At 72.7% G+C, this 18,973-nt stretch carries 19 protein-coding genes; 14 read left to right on the top strand and 5 right to left on the bottom strand.

What is annotated here, in order from left to right; all coding sequences use genetic code 11:
- The first annotated feature begins 3 nt into the window (after positions 1 to 3).
- The 6 genes from ACIPYQ_RS05130 to ACIPYQ_RS05105 all read left to right on the top strand — a co-directional run bounded on the left by ACIPYQ_RS05130 (position 4) and on the right by ACIPYQ_RS05105 (position 6,649).
- The gene (locus ACIPYQ_RS05130; RefSeq protein ID WP_401246263.1) at positions 4 to 321 is read left to right on the top strand and encodes a PAAR domain-containing protein; all 318 of its coding nucleotides are present in this window, start codon (positions 4 to 6) and stop codon (positions 319 to 321) included.
- Positions 321 to 743, top strand: a complete 423-nt coding sequence (locus ACIPYQ_RS05125) for a GPW/gp25 family protein (protein ID WP_319733867.1) — start codon at positions 321 to 323, stop codon at positions 741 to 743. The genes ACIPYQ_RS05130 and ACIPYQ_RS05125 overlap by 1 nt, the downstream gene beginning before the upstream one ends.
- The gene (locus tag ACIPYQ_RS05120; protein WP_401246260.1) at positions 743 to 2,713 is read left to right on the top strand and encodes a putative baseplate assembly protein; all 1,971 of its coding nucleotides are present in this window, start codon (positions 743 to 745) and stop codon (positions 2,711 to 2,713) included. Before ACIPYQ_RS05125 ends, ACIPYQ_RS05120 begins: the two co-directional genes overlap by 1 nt.
- On the top strand, positions 2,710 to 3,282 hold the full coding sequence (locus tag ACIPYQ_RS05115) for a phage tail protein (RefSeq protein ID WP_401246257.1): 573 nt from the start codon (positions 2,710 to 2,712) through the stop codon (positions 3,280 to 3,282). The genes ACIPYQ_RS05120 and ACIPYQ_RS05115 overlap by 4 nt, the downstream gene beginning before the upstream one ends.
- 1,967 nt (positions 3,283 to 5,249) lie before the next feature.
- Positions 5,250 to 6,014, top strand: a complete 765-nt coding sequence (locus tag ACIPYQ_RS05110; RefSeq protein ID WP_401246254.1) for an NADase-type glycan-binding domain-containing protein — start codon at positions 5,250 to 5,252, stop codon at positions 6,012 to 6,014.
- Positions 6,015 to 6,040: 26 nt separating this feature from the next.
- Positions 6,041 to 6,649, top strand: coding sequence for a GNAT family N-acetyltransferase (locus tag ACIPYQ_RS05105; RefSeq protein ID WP_401246252.1), 609 nt, complete (start codon positions 6,041 to 6,043; stop codon positions 6,647 to 6,649).
- 7 nt (positions 6,650 to 6,656) lie between these two features.
- Here ACIPYQ_RS05105 and ACIPYQ_RS05100 read toward each other — a convergent pair whose 3' ends face one another.
- Positions 6,657 to 7,553: an NADP-dependent oxidoreductase gene (locus ACIPYQ_RS05100; RefSeq protein WP_401247649.1), complete on the bottom strand. Its 897-nt coding sequence runs from the start codon at positions 7,551 to 7,553 to the stop codon at positions 6,657 to 6,659.
- A gap of 168 nt (positions 7,554 to 7,721) precedes the next feature.
- Between ACIPYQ_RS05100 and ACIPYQ_RS05095 the strand changes: the two genes are divergently transcribed.
- Positions 7,722 to 8,141 carry a winged helix-turn-helix transcriptional regulator gene (locus tag ACIPYQ_RS05095; RefSeq protein ID WP_401246249.1) on the top strand — a complete coding sequence of 140 codons (420 nt, stop codon included), beginning with the start codon at positions 7,722 to 7,724 and terminating at the stop codon, positions 8,139 to 8,141.
- A 50-nt stretch (positions 8,142 to 8,191) separates the two neighbouring features.
- A complete protein-coding gene (locus tag ACIPYQ_RS05090; RefSeq protein WP_401246246.1) occupies positions 8,192 to 8,920 on the top strand; it encodes a Mut7-C RNAse domain-containing protein in 729 nt (242 codons plus the stop codon).
- A 53-nt stretch (positions 8,921 to 8,973) separates the two neighbouring features.
- On the opposite strand, the gene ACIPYQ_RS05085 is transcribed toward ACIPYQ_RS05090, so the two are convergent.
- On the bottom strand, positions 8,974 to 9,468 hold the full coding sequence (locus ACIPYQ_RS05085; protein WP_401246243.1) for a hypothetical protein: 495 nt from the start codon (positions 9,466 to 9,468) through the stop codon (positions 8,974 to 8,976).
- 64 nt (positions 9,469 to 9,532) lie between these two features.
- Here ACIPYQ_RS05085 and ACIPYQ_RS05080 point away from each other — a divergent pair, with 64 nt between their 5' ends.
- Positions 9,533 to 9,877: a hypothetical protein gene (locus tag ACIPYQ_RS05080; RefSeq protein ID WP_401246241.1), complete on the top strand. Its 345-nt coding sequence runs from the start codon at positions 9,533 to 9,535 to the stop codon at positions 9,875 to 9,877.
- Positions 9,878 to 10,645: an SDR family oxidoreductase gene (locus ACIPYQ_RS05075; protein ID WP_362235255.1), complete on the top strand. Its 768-nt coding sequence runs from the start codon at positions 9,878 to 9,880 to the stop codon at positions 10,643 to 10,645. It begins immediately after the preceding gene.
- On the opposite strand, the gene ACIPYQ_RS05070 is transcribed toward ACIPYQ_RS05075, so the two are convergent.
- Entirely contained in the window at positions 10,642 to 11,205 is a 564-nt protein-coding gene (locus ACIPYQ_RS05070; RefSeq protein ID WP_401246237.1) for a polysaccharide deacetylase family protein, read from the bottom strand. The two genes, ACIPYQ_RS05075 and ACIPYQ_RS05070, sit on opposite strands and share 4 nt — an antisense overlap.
- Positions 11,206 to 11,556: 351 nt before the next feature.
- Here ACIPYQ_RS05070 and ACIPYQ_RS05065 point away from each other — a divergent pair, with 351 nt between their 5' ends.
- Entirely contained in the window at positions 11,557 to 12,375 is an 819-nt protein-coding gene (locus ACIPYQ_RS05065) for a hypothetical protein (RefSeq protein ID WP_401246235.1), read from the top strand.
- 77 nt (positions 12,376 to 12,452) lie between these two features.
- Here ACIPYQ_RS05065 and ACIPYQ_RS05060 read toward each other — a convergent pair whose 3' ends face one another.
- Positions 12,453 to 13,646 (bottom strand): RtcB family protein, encoded by a 1,194-nt coding sequence (locus ACIPYQ_RS05060; RefSeq protein ID WP_401246232.1) that lies wholly within the window; start codon positions 13,644 to 13,646, stop codon positions 12,453 to 12,455.
- A gap of 191 nt (positions 13,647 to 13,837) precedes the next feature.
- Here ACIPYQ_RS05060 and ACIPYQ_RS05055 point away from each other — a divergent pair, with 191 nt between their 5' ends.
- From ACIPYQ_RS05055 to ACIPYQ_RS05045, 3 genes are all read left to right on the top strand, one after another.
- Complete coding sequence (locus ACIPYQ_RS05055) at positions 13,838 to 14,710, top strand: DUF3558 domain-containing protein (protein ID WP_401246229.1); 873 nt, start codon at positions 13,838 to 13,840, stop codon at positions 14,708 to 14,710.
- A 114-nt stretch (positions 14,711 to 14,824) separates the two neighbouring features.
- Positions 14,825 to 15,595, top strand: a complete 771-nt coding sequence (locus ACIPYQ_RS05050) for a DUF3558 family protein (protein WP_401246226.1) — start codon at positions 14,825 to 14,827, stop codon at positions 15,593 to 15,595.
- Between the two features lie 174 nt (positions 15,596 to 15,769).
- Positions 15,770 to 17,137, top strand: coding sequence for a DUF2637 domain-containing protein (locus tag ACIPYQ_RS05045; protein WP_401246223.1), 1,368 nt, complete (start codon positions 15,770 to 15,772; stop codon positions 17,135 to 17,137).
- Positions 17,138 to 17,229: 92 nt separating this feature from the next.
- Here the strand turns inward: ACIPYQ_RS05045 and lysS are convergent, their stop codons facing one another.
- Complete coding sequence (gene lysS, locus ACIPYQ_RS05040; protein ID WP_401246220.1) at positions 17,230 to 18,957, bottom strand: lysine--tRNA ligase; 1,728 nt, start codon at positions 18,955 to 18,957, stop codon at positions 17,230 to 17,232.
- Positions 18,958 to 18,973 lie beyond the last annotated feature (16 nt).

The raw sequence follows: 18,973 nt of genomic DNA, 5'->3' as shown, positions 1-18,973 counted from the left end.
CCGATGCCAGCCGCAGCCCGCACCGGCGACCCCACCAACCACGGTGGCCGGATCGCCACGCCGCCGCCCGGCGCCGCCGCGTCGGTGGCGACGGTGCTGATCGGCGGCCAGCCCGCCGCCGTCGTCGGCAGCCTGCACGTCTGCGTGGTCCCGCCGCACGCCGCACTGGGCCCGGGCAACGTGATCATGCCCAACCCGGCCGGCCTCGCCACGGGCACCGTCCTCATCGGCGGGCTGCCCGCCGCCCGGGCCCGCGACCAGACCTCGTGCGGCGCGATGGTCCTGACCGGCGCCATGAACGTCCTGATCGGCGGTGTGTGATGAGCGAACGGTTCATCGGCCGCGGCTGGGCGTTCCCCCTGCGGGTCGGGCCGACCGGCGGCATCGCCATGGTCGAACGCGAACGGGAGCTGGAGGAGGCCATCCGCCTCATCCTCGGCACCGCCCCCGGCGAACGGCCGATGCGGCCCGAATTCGGCTGCGGCATCCACGAGTACGTCTTCGCCCCCGGCGACGGCGACACCGCCGGCCGGGTCGCCCAGCAGGTCCGCGAGGCCCTGGAACGCTGGGAGCCCAGGATCGCGGTGGACGAGGTCGTCGTGGCCTTCGACGCCGTCGAGGCGGGCACCCTCTACATCGACGTGCACTACACGGTGCGCACCACCAACGACCGGCGCAACCTGGTCTTCCCCTTCTACACGATCCCCTCCGAGGAGGGGGCCGAGGAAATGGTCGCGGACTGATGGCCCTGCCCTCCCCCAACCTGGACGACCGGCGGTTCCAGCAACTCGTCGACGAGGCGAAGCGGTACGTGCAGCAGCGCGCCCCGGAATGGACCGACCACAACGTCTCCGACCCGGGCGTCACCCTGATCGAGACGTTCGCCTACCTCGTGGACCAGCTGCTGTACCGGCTGAACCGGGTCCCGGACAAGAACTACCTGGCGTTCCTCGACCTGTTGGACATCCAGCTGTACCCGCCCTCGGCCGCCACCGCCGACGTCGACTTCTGGCTGTCTGCCCCGCAGCCCGACACGGTCACGCTGCCCGCGGGCACCGAGGTGACGACCGCCGCCGGCGAGAGCGAGGAGGCCGTCGTCTTCGCGACCGCCGACGACCTGCGCATCGTGCCGAGCGAGCTGACGCGCCTGGTCACCGCGCCCCGCACCGGCGACCAGACCGACCGGACCGGTGCGCTCGCCGAGGGCCTCGACATCCCGTGCTTCCAGGCGACGCCCGAGCCCGGCGACGCACTCCTGTTCGGCCTGCCCACGGCCGTACCGCGCTGCGTGGTCGCGGTCCGCCTCGACAGCCGCGTCGAGGGCGTCGGCGTCGACCCGCGCCAGCCCCCGCTGGTGTGGGAGGCGTGGGACGGCGGCCGGTGGCAGCGCTGCGAGACCGACTCCGACACCACCGGCGGCCTCAACCGGCCCGGCGAGATCATCGTGTACGTCCCGGCCGGGCACACCGCGTCGCTGATCAGCGGCACCCGCGCGGGCTGGCTGCGCTGCCGGGTCACCGAGCCCGAGCCCGGCCAGCCGTTCTACTCGGAGTCCCCGACCGTGCGCGAGGCCGCCGTCTTCACCGTCGGCGGCACCATGACCGTGGAACACGCCGAACGCGTGACCGACGTACCCCTCGGCGCGTCGGAAGGGGTGGCCGGGCAGACCTTCCGGCTCGGCCGCCCGCCCGTACTCCTCGACGGGGAACCCCCCGTGGTGGAGGTGTCCTCCCCCGAGGGATGGCAGCGCTGGGAGGTCGTGAACCACTTCGGCCGCTCCACCCCCGACGACCGGCACGTCCGCGTGAACGCCACCACCGGCGAGTTCTCCTTCCCGCCGGTACTGCGCGAGGCCGACGGCAGCCTGCGCGCCTGCGGCGCCGTACCGCCCAAGGGCTCCCAGATCCGCGTCGCCGGCTACCGCACCGGAGGCGGCCCGGCGGGCAACGTCTCCCGCGGCGCGATCTCCGTACTGCGCAGCTCCGTCCCCTACGTCGCCCGGGTCACCAACCGGGAGGCGGCACGCGGCGGCGTCGCCGGGGAGACCATCGACAACGCCAAGCTGCGGGCGCCGGAGACCCTGCGCATGCAGGAACGCGCGGTCACCGCCGAGGACTACGAGATCATCGCCCGCCAGGCCGCGCCCTCGGTGCGCCGCGTCCGCTGCCTGCCCGACCGGGACGGGGCGGCAGGCCCGGGCGCGGTACGGGTCCTGGTGGTGCCCGACGCCGTGGCCGACGAGGGCGACGACCGGCTCCGCTTCGAGCAGCTCATCCCCTCCGACCAGATGCTCACCGCGATCACCACCACCCTCGACGAACGGCGCCTGATCGGCACGCGCCTCGTCGTGGAACCGCCCGTCTACCAGGGCGTCACCGTGGTCGCCCGGCTCTCGGCACCCGCCTCGGACGCCGACCGGGTGCGCGAGGCGGCGCTCGCCGCACTGTTCCGCCACCTCAACCCCCTGCACGGCGGACCCGACGGCGCCGGCTGGCCGTTCGGACGGCCCGTCCAGTACGGCGAGGTGTTCGGCGTACTCCAACGCGCCATCGGGGACGTCCTGGTGGAGGAGATCCGCCTGTTCGCCGCCGACCCGATCACGGGCCGGCGCGGGGCCCCGGTCGACCGCATCGACCTCGGCCCGGGTGCGCTCGTCTTCTCCTACCAGCACCAGGTGGTCGTGACGGAGCCGGAGACGGGAGCGCACGGATGACCCGCGCCGCCGTCCCCGGCCTGCCCAGCCGGCACCCGATCGGCGAGCAGCTCCCCGCGCTGTACGCCGACGACGACTTCGCCCAGCGGTTCACGGCGGGCCTGGACACCGTCCTGGCCCCGGTGTTCACGACCCTCGACAACCTGCCCTCCTACTTCGACCCCCGCCTGGCCCCCGCCGACTTCCTGCCCTGGCTGGCCTCCTGGGTCGGCGGCATCGACGACCCCCGGTGGCCGACCGGGCTGCGCCGCGAGGCGGTGGCGCGCGCGGTGGAACTGCACCGCTGGCGCGGCACCCGGCGCGGCCTGACCGAGGCCCTGCGCCTGATCCTCGGCGTGTCCGCCGAGGTCAGCGGCGACGGCGCGGCCACCTGGTCCCGCACGACGGGCGCGGACCTCCCGCCCGCCCCGGCGGAGGAGATCCTCATCCGGGTCTGGCCGCTGCGGGAGGGCGGGGCGCACACGGTGGACGCGGACCGCGTCCACACCCTCGTCCGCACCCTGTGCCCCGTCCACACGGTCTGCCGGATCGAGGTCCTGCCGGGACCGCCCGGAGGTGAGGAAAGGTGACGGCGATGCGTGCGTGTCCCGTGTGCGGGGCGTCCAACGGCGCAACGGACGACTTCTGCGGCAACTGCGGCGCCTACCTGGGCTGGTCAGACCCCACCCCCACCCGGCCCCGACCCACCCCGGCCCCATGGACCGCCCCTCTCGAGGACACCCCCCAGGATGCCCCGCCAACCGAGGAGCCCACGCCCGGACGGGGCACGGGCGGGGAGCGCACGAGCGGGGAGGGAACGGGCCGCGAGGCCACAAGCCCGCAAGGCGCTGCCCGAGAGGCCACGCCCCGGGAGAGCACGGGCCGCGACGCCACAGCCTGGGAGACCACGGCCCAGCAAGGCACTGCCCGAGAGGGCACGGCCCATGAGAGCACGGGCCGCAAGGCCACGAGCCCGCAGGGCACAGCCCAGGAGCCCACGCCCCCGCAGGACACTGCCGGGGCGGGCACCGCCCTGCAGGGCACGGGCGGGGCGGGTACAGGCCGCGACGCCACGAGCCTGCAAGGCACTGCCCGAGAGGCCACGCCCCGGGAGACCACGGGCCGCGACGCCACGGCCTGGGAGGGCACGGGCCCGCAGGGCGCAGCCCAGGAGCCCACGCTCCGACAGGGCACTGCCGGGGCGGGTACGGCCCCGCAGGGCGCGGGCCGCGACTCCACGAGCCCGCAGGGCATGGGCCGCGAGACCACGGCCCCACAGGGCACTGCCCGAGAGGCCACGCCCCGGGGGGCCACGGGCCCGCAGGGCACCGCCCAGGAAGGCACGGGCCCGCAGGGCACTGCCCGAGAGGGCACGCCCTGGGAGACCACGGCCCAGGAGGGCACACCCCGGGAGGGCACGCCCACGCAGGGCACTGCTCGGGAGAGCACGGCCCCGGAACGGGGAGGCTCCCGACCGGTCGCCGGGGCGGACTCGCACCCGCCCGCACCCGCCGCCGCGGGGTCCGCCCCGCCTGCGCCCGCCTACACGGAGTCGGCCCCGTCCGCGTCCGCCGAGGCGCAATCCCCCTTGCCCGCGACCACCACCGCGGATCGGCAGCCCCTTTCCGGACCGCACAGCGGCTCCACCCCTTCGGCACCCGCCGACGCGGATCGGCGGCCCGTCTCCGAGCCGGGTAGCGGGCCCCGGCTGTCCGCGCCCTCCGGCGCGCGGCCATCCCAACCCGCTTCCATCACACCGCAGTCCGCCGCGCCCACGGCGGCCGGCGCAGACCGGCAACCCCCCACCGGGCCGCGTAGCGGATCCGTCCCGTCCACCGCGTCCGCCCCCTCCGGGGCGCAGCCGCCCCAGCCCGCGCCCACCGGGACGGATCAGCGGCCCCCCTCCGGACCGCGCAGCGGATCCGGCCCGTCCACGCCCTCCGGGGCCCAGTCCGCCCCGCCCGCGACGGCCGACGCAGACCGCCAGCCCCCCACCGGGCCGCGTAGCGGATCCACCCCGTCCGCCGCGCCCATGACGGCCGACGCAGATCAACAGCCCCCTGGTGGGGCCCGTTACGGGTCCACCCGGTCCGCCCCCTCCGGGGCACCGCCCGCACCCGCCGGCACGGAGCCGGCCCCGCCCGCGACGGCCGGCGCAGATCAGGGGCTCCCCGCCGGACCAGCCAGTGGGTCCGACCCGTCCGCACCCGCCAGCGCAGACCGGCAGCCCCCCACCGGGCCGCGTGACGGGTCCACCCCGGCCGCGCCCTCCGGCGCGGGGCGGTGGCTGTCCTGGCTGCGTAGGCGGTCCGACTCGGCCACACCCGCCGCCGCCTCGGAGTCCGGCCCGTCCGGCCCGTCCGCCCCGGCGGAGCCCGAGCTGCCTGAGGACCGGACCGGCGGGGCACCGCGCGAGCCGCAGGCGTCGGCCTCCCCTCAGCCCGTCCGCCCCGCGACGCCGCCCCCGGCGCCCCCCGCGCGGCCCCCCGCCCCGCCCGCCGCCAGGCGACCCGCCCCCCAGCCCGTAGCACCGCAGGTACCCGCCTCGCCCCAGCCCGTGCGCCCCGCGAAGGCCGTCGCGCCGCGCCCGGTCGTGCGGCCCGTACCGGTGAGCGACGACGTGGCCGGCGTGCCCTGCCCCGCCTGCCGCACGCCCAACCCGCCGGACCGCCGCTTCTGCCGCCGCTGCGCGGCCCCGCTGACGCCCACCACCACACCGCCTCCCCTCCCGTGGTGGAAGACGATCTGGCCGCTGCGCCGCCGCACCCGCGCCGGCTCGGGCCGGATGGTGCGCTTCCTGGTGGTCCTGGGCGTCGTACTGGCCCTGTGCGCGGGCGGCTTCCTGCTGCTGCCGGCCGGACGGCACCTGATCGAGGACACCCGCGACAAGCTCGGCAAGGCCAAGGCCGTGACCGCCACCCGCGTCGGGGCGAGCGCCGAGGTGCCCGGGCATCCGGTGGCCGGCAGCACGGACGGGCTCAGCAACCGCTACTGGGGCGCGCCCGGCCCCGGCGCCTCGGTGACGTACACCTTCGCCAAACCGTTCCGCCTGGTCGCCGTGATCATCACCAACGGCGCCTCCTCATCACCCGAGGACTACGCGAAGCAGGCGCGGGCGCTCCAGATCGACATGGAGGTGACGGCGCGGGACGGCCGGAAGGTCCACAAGAAGTTCGCCCTGAGCGACAAGCCCGGCCCCCAGACGTTCCCCACCGGAATCAGCGACGTCACGACGATCCGCCTGACCCTCGACGCACCCGCCGGATCGGCCCCGGACCGTCATCTCGCCCTGGCTGAGGTGGAGTTCTTCCAGCGGAGCTGACGCGCCCGCCGCATACCGTGGGTCCCATGGAGACACGTGTGCGGCTGGAGCCGTGGGGTGACGGGGACTTCTGGCTGCTGGAGCGCAAGAACGAACCCGCCATGACCGAGCACCTCGGCGGGCCGGAGACGCCGGAGAAGCTCGCCGACCGGCAGCGCCGCTACGAGGCGCTGAGCGCGCGGGAGCCGGCCGCCGGGCGGATGTTCCGGGTCGTACGGGAACCGTCCGGCGAGACCGTCGGCAGCATCGGCTTCTGGGAGCGCGAGTGGCAGGGCGAGCCGGTGTACGAGACCGGCTGGGGCATCCTGCCCGAGTTCCAGGGCCGGGGGCTGGCGGTGGCGGCGCTCGCCGAGCTCCTGGACCACGTCCGCGCCCACGGCACCCGCGACAGCCTCCACGCCTTCCCGGGGACGGACCACCCGGCTTCCAATGCCGTCTGCCGGCGGGCGGGGTTCGAGCGCCTGGGAGAGGTCGACTTCGAGTACCCGCCCGGCGTGCCCCACCCGAGCCACGACTGGCGCTACCGGGTGGGGCCGCGGCGCGGGATCACGCCGCCCGGCGGGACCGCCCCGCCGGCCGGGACCACACCGTCGGCCGGGACCGGGACCACACCACCCGCCAGGGCCGCACAGTAGGCCGGGATCACGCCGTCAGGATGATGCGGCCGCGGACCCCCGGCGTCGCGAGGCGGTCGTGCGCCTTGGGCGCGTCGGCCAGGGGGAAGGTGTCCGCCACCCGGAGCGTGAGCTCGCCCGCGTCCACCAGGGACACCAGCCGGGCCAGGTGCTCCCCGTCCGCCGCGACCTCCTGCTCCTCGACGCGGATCCCCCGCTCCGCCGCCGGGGCCGCGCCCGGGATCACCCCGACGTATACCCCGCCGTCGCGGACGAAGCCCAGCGCGGGCTCCCCCAGGACGGCCGTGTCCAGGACCCCGTCCACCGGCCCGGCCGGAGCCCCGCCGCGCGGGACGAAGGCGGCCGCGCCCAGGGACCGTACGAAGTCCTCGTCCCCGGCACCCGCCAGGGCCGTCACCACCAGCCCGGCCCGCGCCGCGAGCTGCACCGCCAGCCCGCCAACCACGCCCGCCGCGCCGGTGACGAGCACCGAGGCGCCGGGGGCGAGCCCCAGCAGGTCCACCGCACGGGCCGCGGTGAGCCCGGCCAGCGGCAGCCCCGCCGCGGCCACGTCGTCCACCGTGGCCGGCGCGGCCACCACGGCGCCGGCGTCGAGCACCGCGTACTCCGCGTGCGTGCCCAGCGGCTTCACCGACCCGTAGTGCAGCCCCACGACCCGGTCGCCCCGGCTGTGGCCGGTCACGTCCGCACCCACCTCGTCGATCTCCCCGGCCACGTCCCAGCCGAGGCCGAGCCGCTGCCCGGCGCCGCCGAAGACGCCGGCGCGGACCGCGCCGTCCACCGGGTTGACCCCGGCGGCCCGCACCCGGATCCGGACCTGGCCCGCCGCCGGCCGCGGCACCGGGACCTCGGCCAGCTCGACCCGCTCCGGCCCGCCGAACCCGTTCACCACGACCGCCAGCATCGTCCGCTCGTCACTCATGTCGCCAACTCCCCTTGTCCGTTGCTGCGTTCCGATGACCACTAACCTAGGGAGAGGTACTCTCTTTCCGTAAGTACGCACCCCAAAGTGCGTACCCGACCCCGAAGTGACCCCGAAGTGACCCCGAACTGACCTGAAATGGGGGACCGCATGGCCACCACCACCGCCTCAGCCCGTCGCGCAGAAGCCCGCGCCGACTACGACGCCTTCCTCAAGGAGTGCCCCACCGGCCAGCTCCTGGCCCGCATCAGCGACAAGTGGGTCGGCCTCATCGTCAGCGCCCTCGCCCAGGCCGACGACCGGTCCCTGCGCTACAGCGACCTCGGCCGCAAGATCCCCGGCGTCAGCCAGAAGATGCTCACCCAGACCCTCCGCTCCCTCGAACGCGACGGCCTCGTCAGCCGCACCGTCACCCCCACCGTCCCCGTCCGCGTCGACTACCGGCTCACCGACCTCGGCAACAGCCTCAGCTGCCTCCTCTCCTCCGTGAAGCTCTGGGCCGAGAACCACTTCGACGAGGTCAGCGCCCACCGCGACACCTACGACCAGGCCGCCGCCACATCCGCCTGACCTCCCTAAATGGGCGGCGGCCGGCCCCCCGGAAATGGCATGCTGGCAGGGTGAACGGACCCGGCATTCAGCTCACCCTCGCCCCCGAACTGCGCCTCTTCGCCCCGCCCAGCCGGCGCGCCGACCGCGTACCGACCACGACCGACGGCGCCTCCAGCCTCGGCCACGTCGTCGAATCGGCCGGCGTCCCGCTCACCGAAGTCGGCCGCCTCCTCGTCGACGGCCACGAGGTGCCCGTCTCGTACGTCCCCCAGGACGGCCAGAACGTCGAGGTGTTCGGCGTCGAGCGTCCCCAACGGATCCCCGGCGCCCCGCTCCGCTTCCTCCTCGACGTCCACCTCGGCACCCTCGCCCGCCGCCTGCGCCTGCTCGGCGTCGACGCCGCCTACGAGAACGAGGACATCGGCGACCCCGCCCTCGCCACCCGCTCCGCCGCCGAACAGCGCGTCCTGCTCTCCCGCGACCGCGGACTGCTTCGCCGCCGCGAGCTGTTCGCCGGCGCGTACGTCTACAGCGACAACCCCGACGAGCAACTGCGCGACGTCCTCGGCCGGTTCGCGCCCACCCTCGCCCCGTGGACCCGCTGCACCGCGTGCAACGGGCCGCTCCACGAGGCCGACAAGGAAAGCGTCGGCGACCGCCTCGAACACGGCACCCACCGCTCCTACGACGTGTTCGCACAGTGCACCGAATGCGAGCGCGTCTACTGGCGCGGAGCCCACCACGCCCGCCTGGAGCGGATCGTCGACGAGGCCCTCGTCGAATTCGGCACCACCTGACCGGGCCGGTCACGGGCCTGAAAGGGGGAGGCCCTGACCGGGGCAGGCAGGCACTAGAAGGCGTACGCGTCGCCCGTGTCCAGGGCCAGCACCACGTGCTCGTTGTTCACGTGGTTCCGGTCCGTCGCCCCTCCGTTCCACCACGTGTCGACCCGCACCACCACCTCCGGCACCCGCTCCCGCAGCTCCAGCGCCAGCCCGATGTGCCGGCCCCGCCCGTGCAGCGGCAGCGGGCCCGTCTCGCACACCACCTCGCGCAGACCGGCCCGCGCGCAGCCCTCCGCCAGCTCCTGCCGGTCCGCGAGCTCGGCCGACAGCCGCACCCGCAGCGTCGCGTTCGCCAGCGCGGCCGGCCCGTCGTTCTCCGGGACCAGCCAGATCCGCAGGTGCGCCCCCGACAGATGGACCCGACCGTGGTACGCCACGTCGGCCTCCGGCCCGGCCGAGGCCGGGGCCCACGCCGAGGCCCACCCGGGCGGCGCGGCCGCCCCCGTACCCAGCGCCAGCAACCCCGCCACCACCACACTCCGTACGGCACCACGGCGCACCGCCACCACCTCCTCGCGCGGAGGCTAGCCACCGGCAGCCACGGCCGATCGGACCATCACACGAATGAGGGCGGGCCATACCCCCATCTGCCCCCACACGACCTCGCACGCGATCGGCGGCGCCCGGCTCGCCCGGCAGGTCGTCCGCGAACACAGGGGCCGGGCCTGGATCGGCGCCAGGGTGATCACCCTCAGCCTCTCCGGCTTCGTCGCCACCCTCCAGCCCCACGGCTACCGCCCCGACCACTGGGACGCCATCGGCGCCCTCGTCCGCCCCGGCGGCACGGCCGTGATCACGTACGCCCCGCGCGGGCGCCGAGCCGCCGGCCCGCCGGGCGGCCGGGCCGCGCCTATGCTGGCGGGTAATCGCCCGTATGAACGACCTACGCACGACCGAGGAGCCCCGTAGATGAGCACGGCACCGGCCACCCGAACCGCCGTAGTCACCGGCGCGAGCAGCGGGATCGGGGCGGCCACCGCCCGGCAGCTCGCCGCCGCCGGCTACCACGTCGTCCTCACGGCCCGCCGCAAGGACCGCATCGAGGCCCTCGCCGCCGAGCTCACCGACGCCGGCCACTCCGCGGCCGCCCACGCCCTCGACGTCACCGACCGCGCCGCCGTCGACGCCTTCGCCGCCTCCCTGGAGCGCTGTGACGTCCTCGTCAACAACGCGGGCGGCGCCATCGGAGCCGAGCCCGTCGCCACCGGCGACCCCGCCGACTGGCGCACGATGTACGAGGTCAACGTCATCGGCACCCTCAACGTCACCCAGGCCCTGCTCCCCGCCCTCACCGCCTCCGGCGACGGCACGGTCGTGGTCCTCTCCTCCACCGCCGGCCACTCCACGTACGAGGGCGGCGCCGGCTACGTCGCGGCCAAGAACGGCGCCCGCGTCCTCGCCGAGACCCTCCGCCTGGAGATCGTCGGCCAGCCCGTACGCGTCATCGAGATCGCCCCCGGCATGGTCAAGACGGAGGAGTTCGCGAAGACCCGCTTCCGCGGCGACGCCGAGAAGGCCGAGAAGGTCTACGCGGGCGTCGCGGAACCCCTCTCCGCCGACGACGTGGCCGACACCATCACCTGGGCGGTCACCCGCCCCAGCCACGTCAACATCGACCTCCTCGTGGTCCGCCCCCGCGCCCAGGCCTCGAACACGAAGGTCCACCGCGAGCTCTAGAGGACTCCCGCCGCCTTCAGGTGCGGCATCAGGGCCGCGGGCTTCAGCCCCGCGGCCCTGGCCGCGCCCAGTGCCCGCTCCAGGTCCGCCGCCAGCGTCGGCGTGAAGTGCAGCAGCACGATGTCGCCGGCCTGCAGCCGCGGCGTGGGCGGGGTGTCGCCCCAGGTGGTGAAGTCGTGCGTCCACGTGACGAGCGCCTTCACCCCGCACGCCTTGGCCGCGAGCCGCACCTCGTCGTTCACGGCCCCGTAGGGCGGCCGCAACAGCTTCGGCGCCCGCCCGAAGTCGGCCTCGATCCGCTCCCCGGCCCCACACACCTCGGCATCCTTCCCCACCGCATCAAGCGTGGTCAGGTCCGGATGATTGACGGTGTGGTTCTCCACACTCGCCCGCCCCTCCTCCACGAGCCGCGTGAAGTACCCGGTGTCGTACGAGGTCGCCCCGGGCAGCAGGAACAACGACACCGGCAGCCGCTTCTCCAGCAGGATCCGGGCCGCCTCCGGATCGTGGTTCCACCCGTCGTCGATCGTGATGAAGACGACCTTCTCGGACGTCGGCACACGCGACACGACACCCGGCAATCCCACCCCCGCCTGCGCGGACCCAGCGGCTCCCAGAGCGAGCGACAACGCCGCGACCGCGGCCAGAACCACACGAGTTCTCCCCATGCCGCACACTTTGGTCTAGACCAACTCTCACCGTCAACCCCCGCGCATGACAGTGGAGTTGACTCACTCCCTGCACCTCTGCGAGATCACGTGTGACATTCCGCCATACGTTCGAGTGAACGGCGACCGATCCACCCGCAGCACGCCACACCCCTACCTAGGTTCAGCCACAACGCAAGCGGCCCCCGCCCGGGATGGCAGTCCCGGCCGAGGGCCTCACCAACAAGGAACGGACACTTCCTCATGGCTGACCAGGACCCTAGCGCCCCCGCGCGCTTCATGGACCTCGAAGACCCCCGCTACGCCTACATGTTCGGCTTCATCCAGGCGGACGGACACCTATCTCAGCAGTCCCGCCAGAGGGGCCAGCTCTCGGTCGAGATCAACGCACGGGATATTCACATCCTGCGGGAGTTCCAGCAGCTCACCCCGTACAACAGCTCCATTCGTGAACGCGTTCGGAGCACTAACTTCGCCGCGACTCACCACTCCGCAACGTGGTCCGTCTCGTCACTCGAGGCCAGGACAATCGTCAACGAGCTCGGGATCCCGTACGGCAAGAAGTCGCTGATCATCAAGCCGCCACGCACAGATTTCTCGCGACCCGACTACCTCCGCGGCATCATCGATGCGGACGGATCCCTCGGCTGGACTGCCCAGGGGATCCCCTTCCTCTCCCTGACCTCCGCCAGCACCGCGATCGCCGCCTACCTCTGCCACTACGGCAAGAAGATCACCGGGACGCAGCGCATCACTTCACGCAACAAGCGGGACGGCGTCTACAACGTCTGTTACTACAAGGAGACAGCACAGCAGCTCGCCGCACACTTCTACTACAACGGCTGCCTTGCCCTCGACCACAAGAAGGCGAACGCAGACGCAATCCAATCCTGGGTCCGACCGGCAGAGATGAAGATCGCCCCGCCCCGCCGCCGCTGGACCCAGCGGGAAGACGAAACCCTGCTGAGGCTGAACGACCCCAGGGCAGCCGGAATCGCCCTCGATCGGACCGAACAGAGCTGCTTCATGCGCCTCTGGCGCCTGCGTACCGGCAAGGCCTGAGGAACACAACGCGCAGGTGCCCGGGCCGGTCGTAACCGGTCCGGGCACCTGCGCTCCCCCGCAACTGCGCCCGGACCTCAGCCCTTGATGCAGATGACCTGCTTGAGCTTGGCGACGACCTGTACGAGGTCGGTCTGCTGGTCGATGACCTGCTCGATCGACTTGTACGCGCCCGGGATCTCGTCCACGACGCCCGAGTCCTTACGGCACTCCACGCCCTTGGTCTGCTCCACCAGGTCGCGCGCCGAGAACTTCTTCTTCGCCGCCGTCCGGCTCATCTTCCGGCCCGCTCCGTGCGAGGCGGAGTTGAACGACTTCTCGTTGCCGAGGCCCTTCACGATGTACGAGCCCGTACCCATGGAGCCCGGGATGATCCCGTAGTCGCCGCTGCCGGCGCGGATCGCACCCTTGCGCGTGACCAGCAGGTCCATGCCGTCGTACCGCTCCTCCGCCACGTAGTTGTGGTGACAGCTGATCTCCTGACCGAAGGAGACCTTCGCCTTCCGGAACTCCTTTCGGATGACCTCTTTGGAGATGCTCATCATCGCGGCACGGTTGTACTTCGCATACTCCTGCGCCCAGAAGAGATCATTCCGATAGGCCTGCATCTCCGCGGTCGCCGCAAGGAACACCGCAAGGTCCCTGTCGACCAAGCCTTGGTTGTGCGAGAGGCTTCGGGCCACACCCATGTGGTGCTCGGCGAGTTCGTTACCGATGTTCCGGGAGCCCGAGTGCAGCATAATCCACACCGAATCGAACATATCCACACAAAGCTCCCAGAAGTGGTTGCCGGACCCGAGCGTTCCGCTTTGCCGCATCGCCCGGTCCCGCCGGAACTTCACAGCGTCCGCGATGTAGTCGAAGCGCTCCCACAGGTCCTCGTACCCCTCCAACGAGAAGCCGTACAGCCGCGAGGGGTCCACCGCCTCGCGATGCATCCCGGCCCCCACCGGAATCGCCTGCTCGATCTTCGACCGCAGCTTCGACAGATCCCCCGGCAGGTCGTTCGCCGTGAGAGACGTCTTCACCGCCGACATGCCGCAGCCGATGTCCACACCCACCGCCGCCGGACAGACCGCGTCCTTCATGGCGATCACCGAGCCGACCGTGGCGCCCTTGCCGTAGTGGACGTCCGGCATCACGGCCAGGCCCTTGATCCACGGGAGGGTGGCGACGTTGCGCAGCTGCTGCATCGCGCCGTCCTCGACCGACGCCGGGTCCGTCCACATCCGGATGGGGACGTTCGCCCCAGGTACCTCTACATACGACATACGGAATCAATCCCCTGAAAACCACGGAAAAGTCAGATTGCTCAAAAAGCCTCGCTCTTGATCCCAAATACGACAGGGGACCGGCGCCAGCACCAGCGTGTGCGATAGACATTGTGTTCAGCCGTGACCAAGTAGCGGCAACGCATTTTCCTGACCGTCGGGGCCCCGCCGGTCGAAGGGAGCCAGTGGACGTGCAGCGCAAGGCGGTACGGCGAGGGTCGCGGATCCTGCCAGGCATCGCGGTGTTCACCGCGCTCGCGGCCGGCGCGCTCGGTCTGACCGGGTGCACCGGCGGGAGCAGCGGCGGCGGCACCAGCGACGCGAAGGCCGGCGGCAACCCCGCCGCGCCCGCCCAGCCGGGGAAGTACCGCAGTCTGCCCGCGCCCTGCAAGGCCGGTGTCGACAGCAAGAAGCTGAAGGCGATGCTGCCGGCCGGCGACAGCCTGACCGCCGAGCAGCGCGACCAGATGTACGCCGGCGTCGCGGACGCCTCGTACGACGGCGACCGGCACGTCGGCTGCCGCTGGACCGCGCAGAGCCCGGAGGAGACGCGGCTGCTGTCGGTCGGCTTCGAGCGCGTGGTCTCGTACGACCGGACCACCGCCAGCGACGACGACAAGGCGAAGCAGGTCTACGTACGCCTGCTCACCGACGCGCGCCTGCCCTTCCCCGGCCCGGCCACGAGCCCGACCCCGACCCCGACCCCCTCGGCCCCCGCCGCCCCCACGCCGACGCCGAGCGCGCCGGCCGCCGCCACGCCCGGGGGCACTCCCCCCGCCGGAGCGCCGTCCCCCGGCGGGAGCCCGTCCGCGCCGGTGGAGCTCGGCTCCCGCGTCCTGGACGGTCTCGGCAGCGATGCCTTCATCGAGGACAAGCTGAGCCCCGCCGGGGCCACCGCCGCGCAGGCGCGCACCGTGCGGATTGTCTTCCGTACCTCGAATGTCATCGTCAAGGTCGAGTACAGCGTGCAGCCGTCCCTGCCCGGCACGGTCCCGTCGAGTGCTGAAACCCAGGACAGGGCACGGCAGTTGGCGCAGGCTCTGGTGGAGCGTTTGACCGAGTGACCGGCGCCCGCCGCGGCCGGGCGTGATGCCGCGCACAGCAGGCGGGCACCCGCTCGGGCTACCGTTGCCCGGGTCCCGCGTCCGAAGATGACCCTCACACGCACTGAAGGAACCATGCACCGATCAGCCTCGCGCCTCACCCGCGTTCTCGCCTGCGCAGCCGTCCCGGTGATCCTCACCGTCGCCGGGTGCTCGTCCGACTCGGGCAAGGACTCGGGCTCGAACGGCGGCAAGAAGTCCACCGCCTCCTCGTCGGCCAAGCCCAACGCGAAGTCCTCCCCCGAGCTGGAGAAGGCGGCGTACGCCACGCTTCCGGACCCCTGCAAGGCGCTCCAGACGGCGACGATAGACACGGTCGTTCCGGAGGCGAAGGACAAGAGCGGTACGGGGGCCAAGTCGAACGACCTGGCCAGCCGTGCCAGCTGCTCCTGGAACGGCCTGGATTCGGACGGTCTGAAGGGCTCGCAGTACCGCTGGCTGTCGCTCTCCTTCTTCCGCGCCGACTCGCACGCCTCGCTCGGCAGCGCCAACAAGCGCGCCGAGGAGGAGTACAACAAGCAGGTCGAGAAGGCGAAGGCGACCGCGGACGCGCAGAACGTGAAGGCCGAGGCCACGGAGGGGACCGGCGACCAGGGGACGTCGGTCGTCTACAGCGTCAAGAAGGACGTCGACTTCTTCAACACGACGATCGTGGCGCGCACCCAGAACGTGGTGGTCACGCTCGACTACAACGGTGCCGCGTACGAGGGTGCCGGCGCTCCGGACCAGGCGAAGCTGCTCCAGGACGCCGTAGCGGCGGCCAAGGAGGCCGTGGCCTCGGTCGACGCCGCCAACAAGCAGCAGGCGGAGCAGCCGCAGTCGCAGTCCCCGCAGCCCCAGCAGTAACCGCTGCCCCAGCAGCAGTGGTGCTGGTGGTGGCGGGGCGGGGCCTCCTGGGGCACTGACATCGAGTCACCCGTACGCTGTGCCTGCCGCAGCTCGGTAAAGGCTCGGTAAGTGCTCGGTGCTCGCTATGTGCTCAGCGCTCGGTATGTGCTCGACAAGGGGAGGGGATCGCGGGTGGCCGCGATGCAGCTGACTCGTACGCACCGGATACTCATCGGCGTCGTGGTCGCGGGAGCCGTGGTCATCGCGGGGATCGGGTTCGCGGGCTCGTACGCCGCGGTGCGCACCCTCGCGGAGCAGAAGGGGTTCGGCAGCTTCTCGCTGGTGTTCCCGATAGGCATCGACGCGGGCATCTGCGTGCTGCTCGCGCTGGACCTGCTGCTGACCTGGCTCCGCATCCCCTTCCCGCTGCTGCGCCAGACGGCGTGGCTGCTGACGGCGGCGACGATCGCGTTCAACGGTGCGGCTTCCTGGCCGGACCCGCTGGGTGTCGGCATGCACGCCGTGATCCCGATCCTGTTCGTGGTGACGGTGGAGGCGGCCCGGCACGCGGTGGGCCGGATCGCGGACATCACCGCGGACCGGCACATGGAGGGCGTGCGCATCACGCGGTGGCTGCTGTCGCCGATACCCACGTTCAAGCTGTGGCGCCGGATGAAGCTGTGGGAGCTGCGCTCCTACGAGCAGGCGGTCGGCATGGAGCAGGACCGGCTGATCTACCAGGCCCGTCTGCAGGCGCGGTACGGGCGTTCCTGGCGGCGGAAGGCTCCGGTGGAGGCGCTGATGCCGCTGAAGCTGGCCCGGATCGGTGTGCCGCTCAAGGAGACGGCGCCGGAGGCGCTGGCGGTGACGGGCATCGAGCCGGCGGTGCTGCCCCCGCTGGAGCAGCAGGGTGCGGCCGACGCTCCCGCGCTGATGGCCGGGGTGGGCGCGGCGGCCGCGCCGGGGCTCGCCCAGCAGACGGAGCAGGCGGAGCAGGCACGGCAGGCCGCCGAGGCGCAGGCTGTGGTGCCGGGGCCGCCCGCGGTCGTGCACGGCCCGCCGGCGTTCGCGGTGGATCCGACGGCGATGCCGGCGGCCCACAACAGTGCGTGGTTCGCCGCGCCGAAGGCTCCGCAGGCGGCGTACGAGGGCGGCTACAACCCCCAGTACGTCGAGGGGCTGGAGCCGACTCCGGTGCTGCCGCCGATGGGGCCGGAGGAGCAGCAGCCGGTGCAGCCGGACCTTCCGATCCCGGCGCCCCGCCAGGAGGACGGCCTCCAGGGCCCCCAGGGCTCCCAGGCACAGCAGCAGGCCCCGGACGAAGCCCCGGAGGAGGGCCTGGAGACCCCCGACGAGGCCGAGTTCGCCGAGGTCGCGTACAAGGTGTTCTGTGCGCTGTCCGACGAGAAGCAGGACTACCCGTCGGCCGAGGCCCTCGACATACACCTCTCGGACGGGTACGGCGTGACCCATCCGCGCAGCGGTTCGCTGCTGCGCCGGATGATCCCGGCGTTCAAGCTGCGCTACAACAAGGACCGCGAGGCCGAGCACATCGCCTGAGCGGTCGGGCGCACCGTCTGACCATCCGGCCATGCATGCGGAAGGGCCCGCACCCCGAGGGGTGCGGGCCCTTCCGCATGGTTCCCGCGGCCTCAGGCGGCGAGCAGCTTGCGCACCCGGTCCGCGCCCACCGCCAGCAGCAGCGTGGGCAGTCGCGGCCCGGTCTCCCGGGTGACGAGGAGGCGGTACAGCAGGGCGAAGAACGTCCGCTGGGCGACCTTGAGCTCGGGCGTCGGCTTGGCGTCGGGCTCCAGTCCGGCCATGACCTTCGGGACGCCGTAGACGAGCGTGGTCAGTCCGTCGAGGGACCAGTGGGAGTCGAGGCCCTCCAGCAGCAGCCGCAGCGATTCGCGGCCCTCGTCGTCCAGGGACGCCAGCAGCTCGGTGTCGGGCTCCTCGCGTACGAGGGTGCGCTGGTCGGCCGGGACCTGGGTGGTGATCCAGTTCTCGGCGCGGTTCAGGCGCGGCCGTACCTCGTCGAGCGAGGTGAGCGGCTGCGACGGGTCGAGGTCGGTCAGGATGCGCAGGGTCTGCTCGTCGTGCCCGGCGGTGATGTCGGCGACGGACGCGAGCGTCCGGTACGGCAGCGGGCGCGGGGTGCGCGGCAGCTCGGCGGCGGCGGTGCGCACGGCGCGGGTGTGCGCGGCGGCGTCGGCGGGCAGGACGGAGCCGTCGGCGACCTTGGCCTCCAGCTTGTCCCACTCGTCGTAGAGCCGCTGGATCTCCTGGTCGAAGGCGATCTTGAAGGACTGGTTGGGGCGGCGGCGCGCGTACAGCCAGCGCAGCAGCTGCGGCTCCATGATCTTCAGCGCGTCGGCCGGGGTGGGGACCCCGCCCTTGCTGGAGGACATCTTGGCCATGCCGCTGATGCCGACGAACGCGTACATCGGTCCGATCGGCTGCTCGCCGCCGAAGATGTGCACGATCTGGCCGCCGACCTGGAAGGACGAGCCGGGCGAGGAGTGGTCGACGCCGGAGGGCTCGAAGATGACGCCCTCGTAGGCCCAGCGCATGGGCCAGTCGACCTTCCAGACGAGCTTGCCGCGGTTGAACTCGCTGAGCTTGACCGTCTCGGTGAACTCGTCCTCGGTGCAGACGTAGGTCATCTCGGTGGTCTCGTCGTCGTACGAGGTGACCTTGGTGAAGTCCTTGCCGCACTCGCCGCAGTAGGGCTTGTACGGGAAGTACCCGCCCTCGCCGGTGCTGCCGTCGTCCTCGGCGGCCGCTCCGGAGCCCTCGGCGGCCTCCAGCTCGGCCTCGTCGACCTGCTTCTGCTGGGGCTTCTTGCCGCCCGGCTTCTGCTTGGTGCGGTACTGGTCGAGGACGGCGTCGATGTCGCCGCGGTGCTTCATCGCGAACAGCACCTGCTCGCGGTAGACACCGGTGGTGTACTGCTCGGTCTGGCTGATGGGGTCGTACTCGACGCCCATCTCGGCCAGGGCCTCGACGAAGACGGCCTTGAAGTGCTCGGCCCAGTTCGGGTACGCGGAGCCGGCCGGGGCGGGCACGGCGGTCAGCGGGCGCCCGATGTGCTGGGCCCACGACTCGTCGATGCCGGGCACGCCGGCGGGCACCTTGCGGTACCGGTCGTAGTCGTCCCAGGAGATGAGGTGGCGGACCTCGATGCCCCGGCGGCGGATCTCGTCCGCGACCAGGTGCGGGGTCATGACCTCGCGGAGGTTGCCCAGGTGGATCGGGCCGGAGGGGGAGAGTCCGGACGCGACGACGACAGGTTTGCCGGGTGCTCGGCGCTCCGCCTCGGCGATGACCTCGTCCGCGAAACGGGAGACCCAGTCGGTCTCGGTGCTGCTCTGAGCCACGACACGTCCTTCTATC

Source organism: Streptomyces sp. NPDC090045 (assembly GCF_044747975.1).
GTDB lineage: Bacteria > Actinomycetota > Actinomycetes > Streptomycetales > Streptomycetaceae > Streptomyces.
Note: the sequence above shows the minus strand (reverse complement) of the source record. Positions and strands in the feature narration are given on the sequence as shown.

Coding starts and splice junctions, on each gene's coding strand:
- ACIPYQ_RS05075 (WP_362235255.1), top strand. CDS start 9,878: ATGAGCACGGCACCGGCCACCCGAACCGCCGTAGTCACCGGCGCGAGC.
- ACIPYQ_RS05065 (WP_401246235.1), top strand. CDS start 11,557: ATGGCTGACCAGGACCCTAGCGCCCCCGCGCGCTTCATGGACCTCGAA.
- ACIPYQ_RS05130 (WP_401246263.1), top strand. CDS start 4: ATGCCAGCCGCAGCCCGCACCGGCGACCCCACCAACCACGGTGGCCGG.
- ACIPYQ_RS05120 (WP_401246260.1), top strand. CDS start 743: ATGGCCCTGCCCTCCCCCAACCTGGACGACCGGCGGTTCCAGCAACTC.
- ACIPYQ_RS05095 (WP_401246249.1), top strand. CDS start 7,722: ATGGCCACCACCACCGCCTCAGCCCGTCGCGCAGAAGCCCGCGCCGAC.
- ACIPYQ_RS05100 (WP_401247649.1), bottom strand. CDS start 7,553: ATGCTGGCGGTCGTGGTGAACGGGTTCGGCGGGCCGGAGCGGGTCGAG.
- ACIPYQ_RS05125 (WP_319733867.1), top strand. CDS start 321: ATGAGCGAACGGTTCATCGGCCGCGGCTGGGCGTTCCCCCTGCGGGTC.
- ACIPYQ_RS05050 (WP_401246226.1), top strand. CDS start 14,825: ATGCACCGATCAGCCTCGCGCCTCACCCGCGTTCTCGCCTGCGCAGCC.
- ACIPYQ_RS05105 (WP_401246252.1), top strand. CDS start 6,041: ATGGAGACACGTGTGCGGCTGGAGCCGTGGGGTGACGGGGACTTCTGG.
- ACIPYQ_RS05115 (WP_401246257.1), top strand. CDS start 2,710: ATGACCCGCGCCGCCGTCCCCGGCCTGCCCAGCCGGCACCCGATCGGC.
- ACIPYQ_RS05060 (WP_401246232.1), bottom strand. CDS start 13,646: ATGTCGTATGTAGAGGTACCTGGGGCGAACGTCCCCATCCGGATGTGG.
- ACIPYQ_RS05080 (WP_401246241.1), top strand. CDS start 9,533: ATGAGGGCGGGCCATACCCCCATCTGCCCCCACACGACCTCGCACGCG.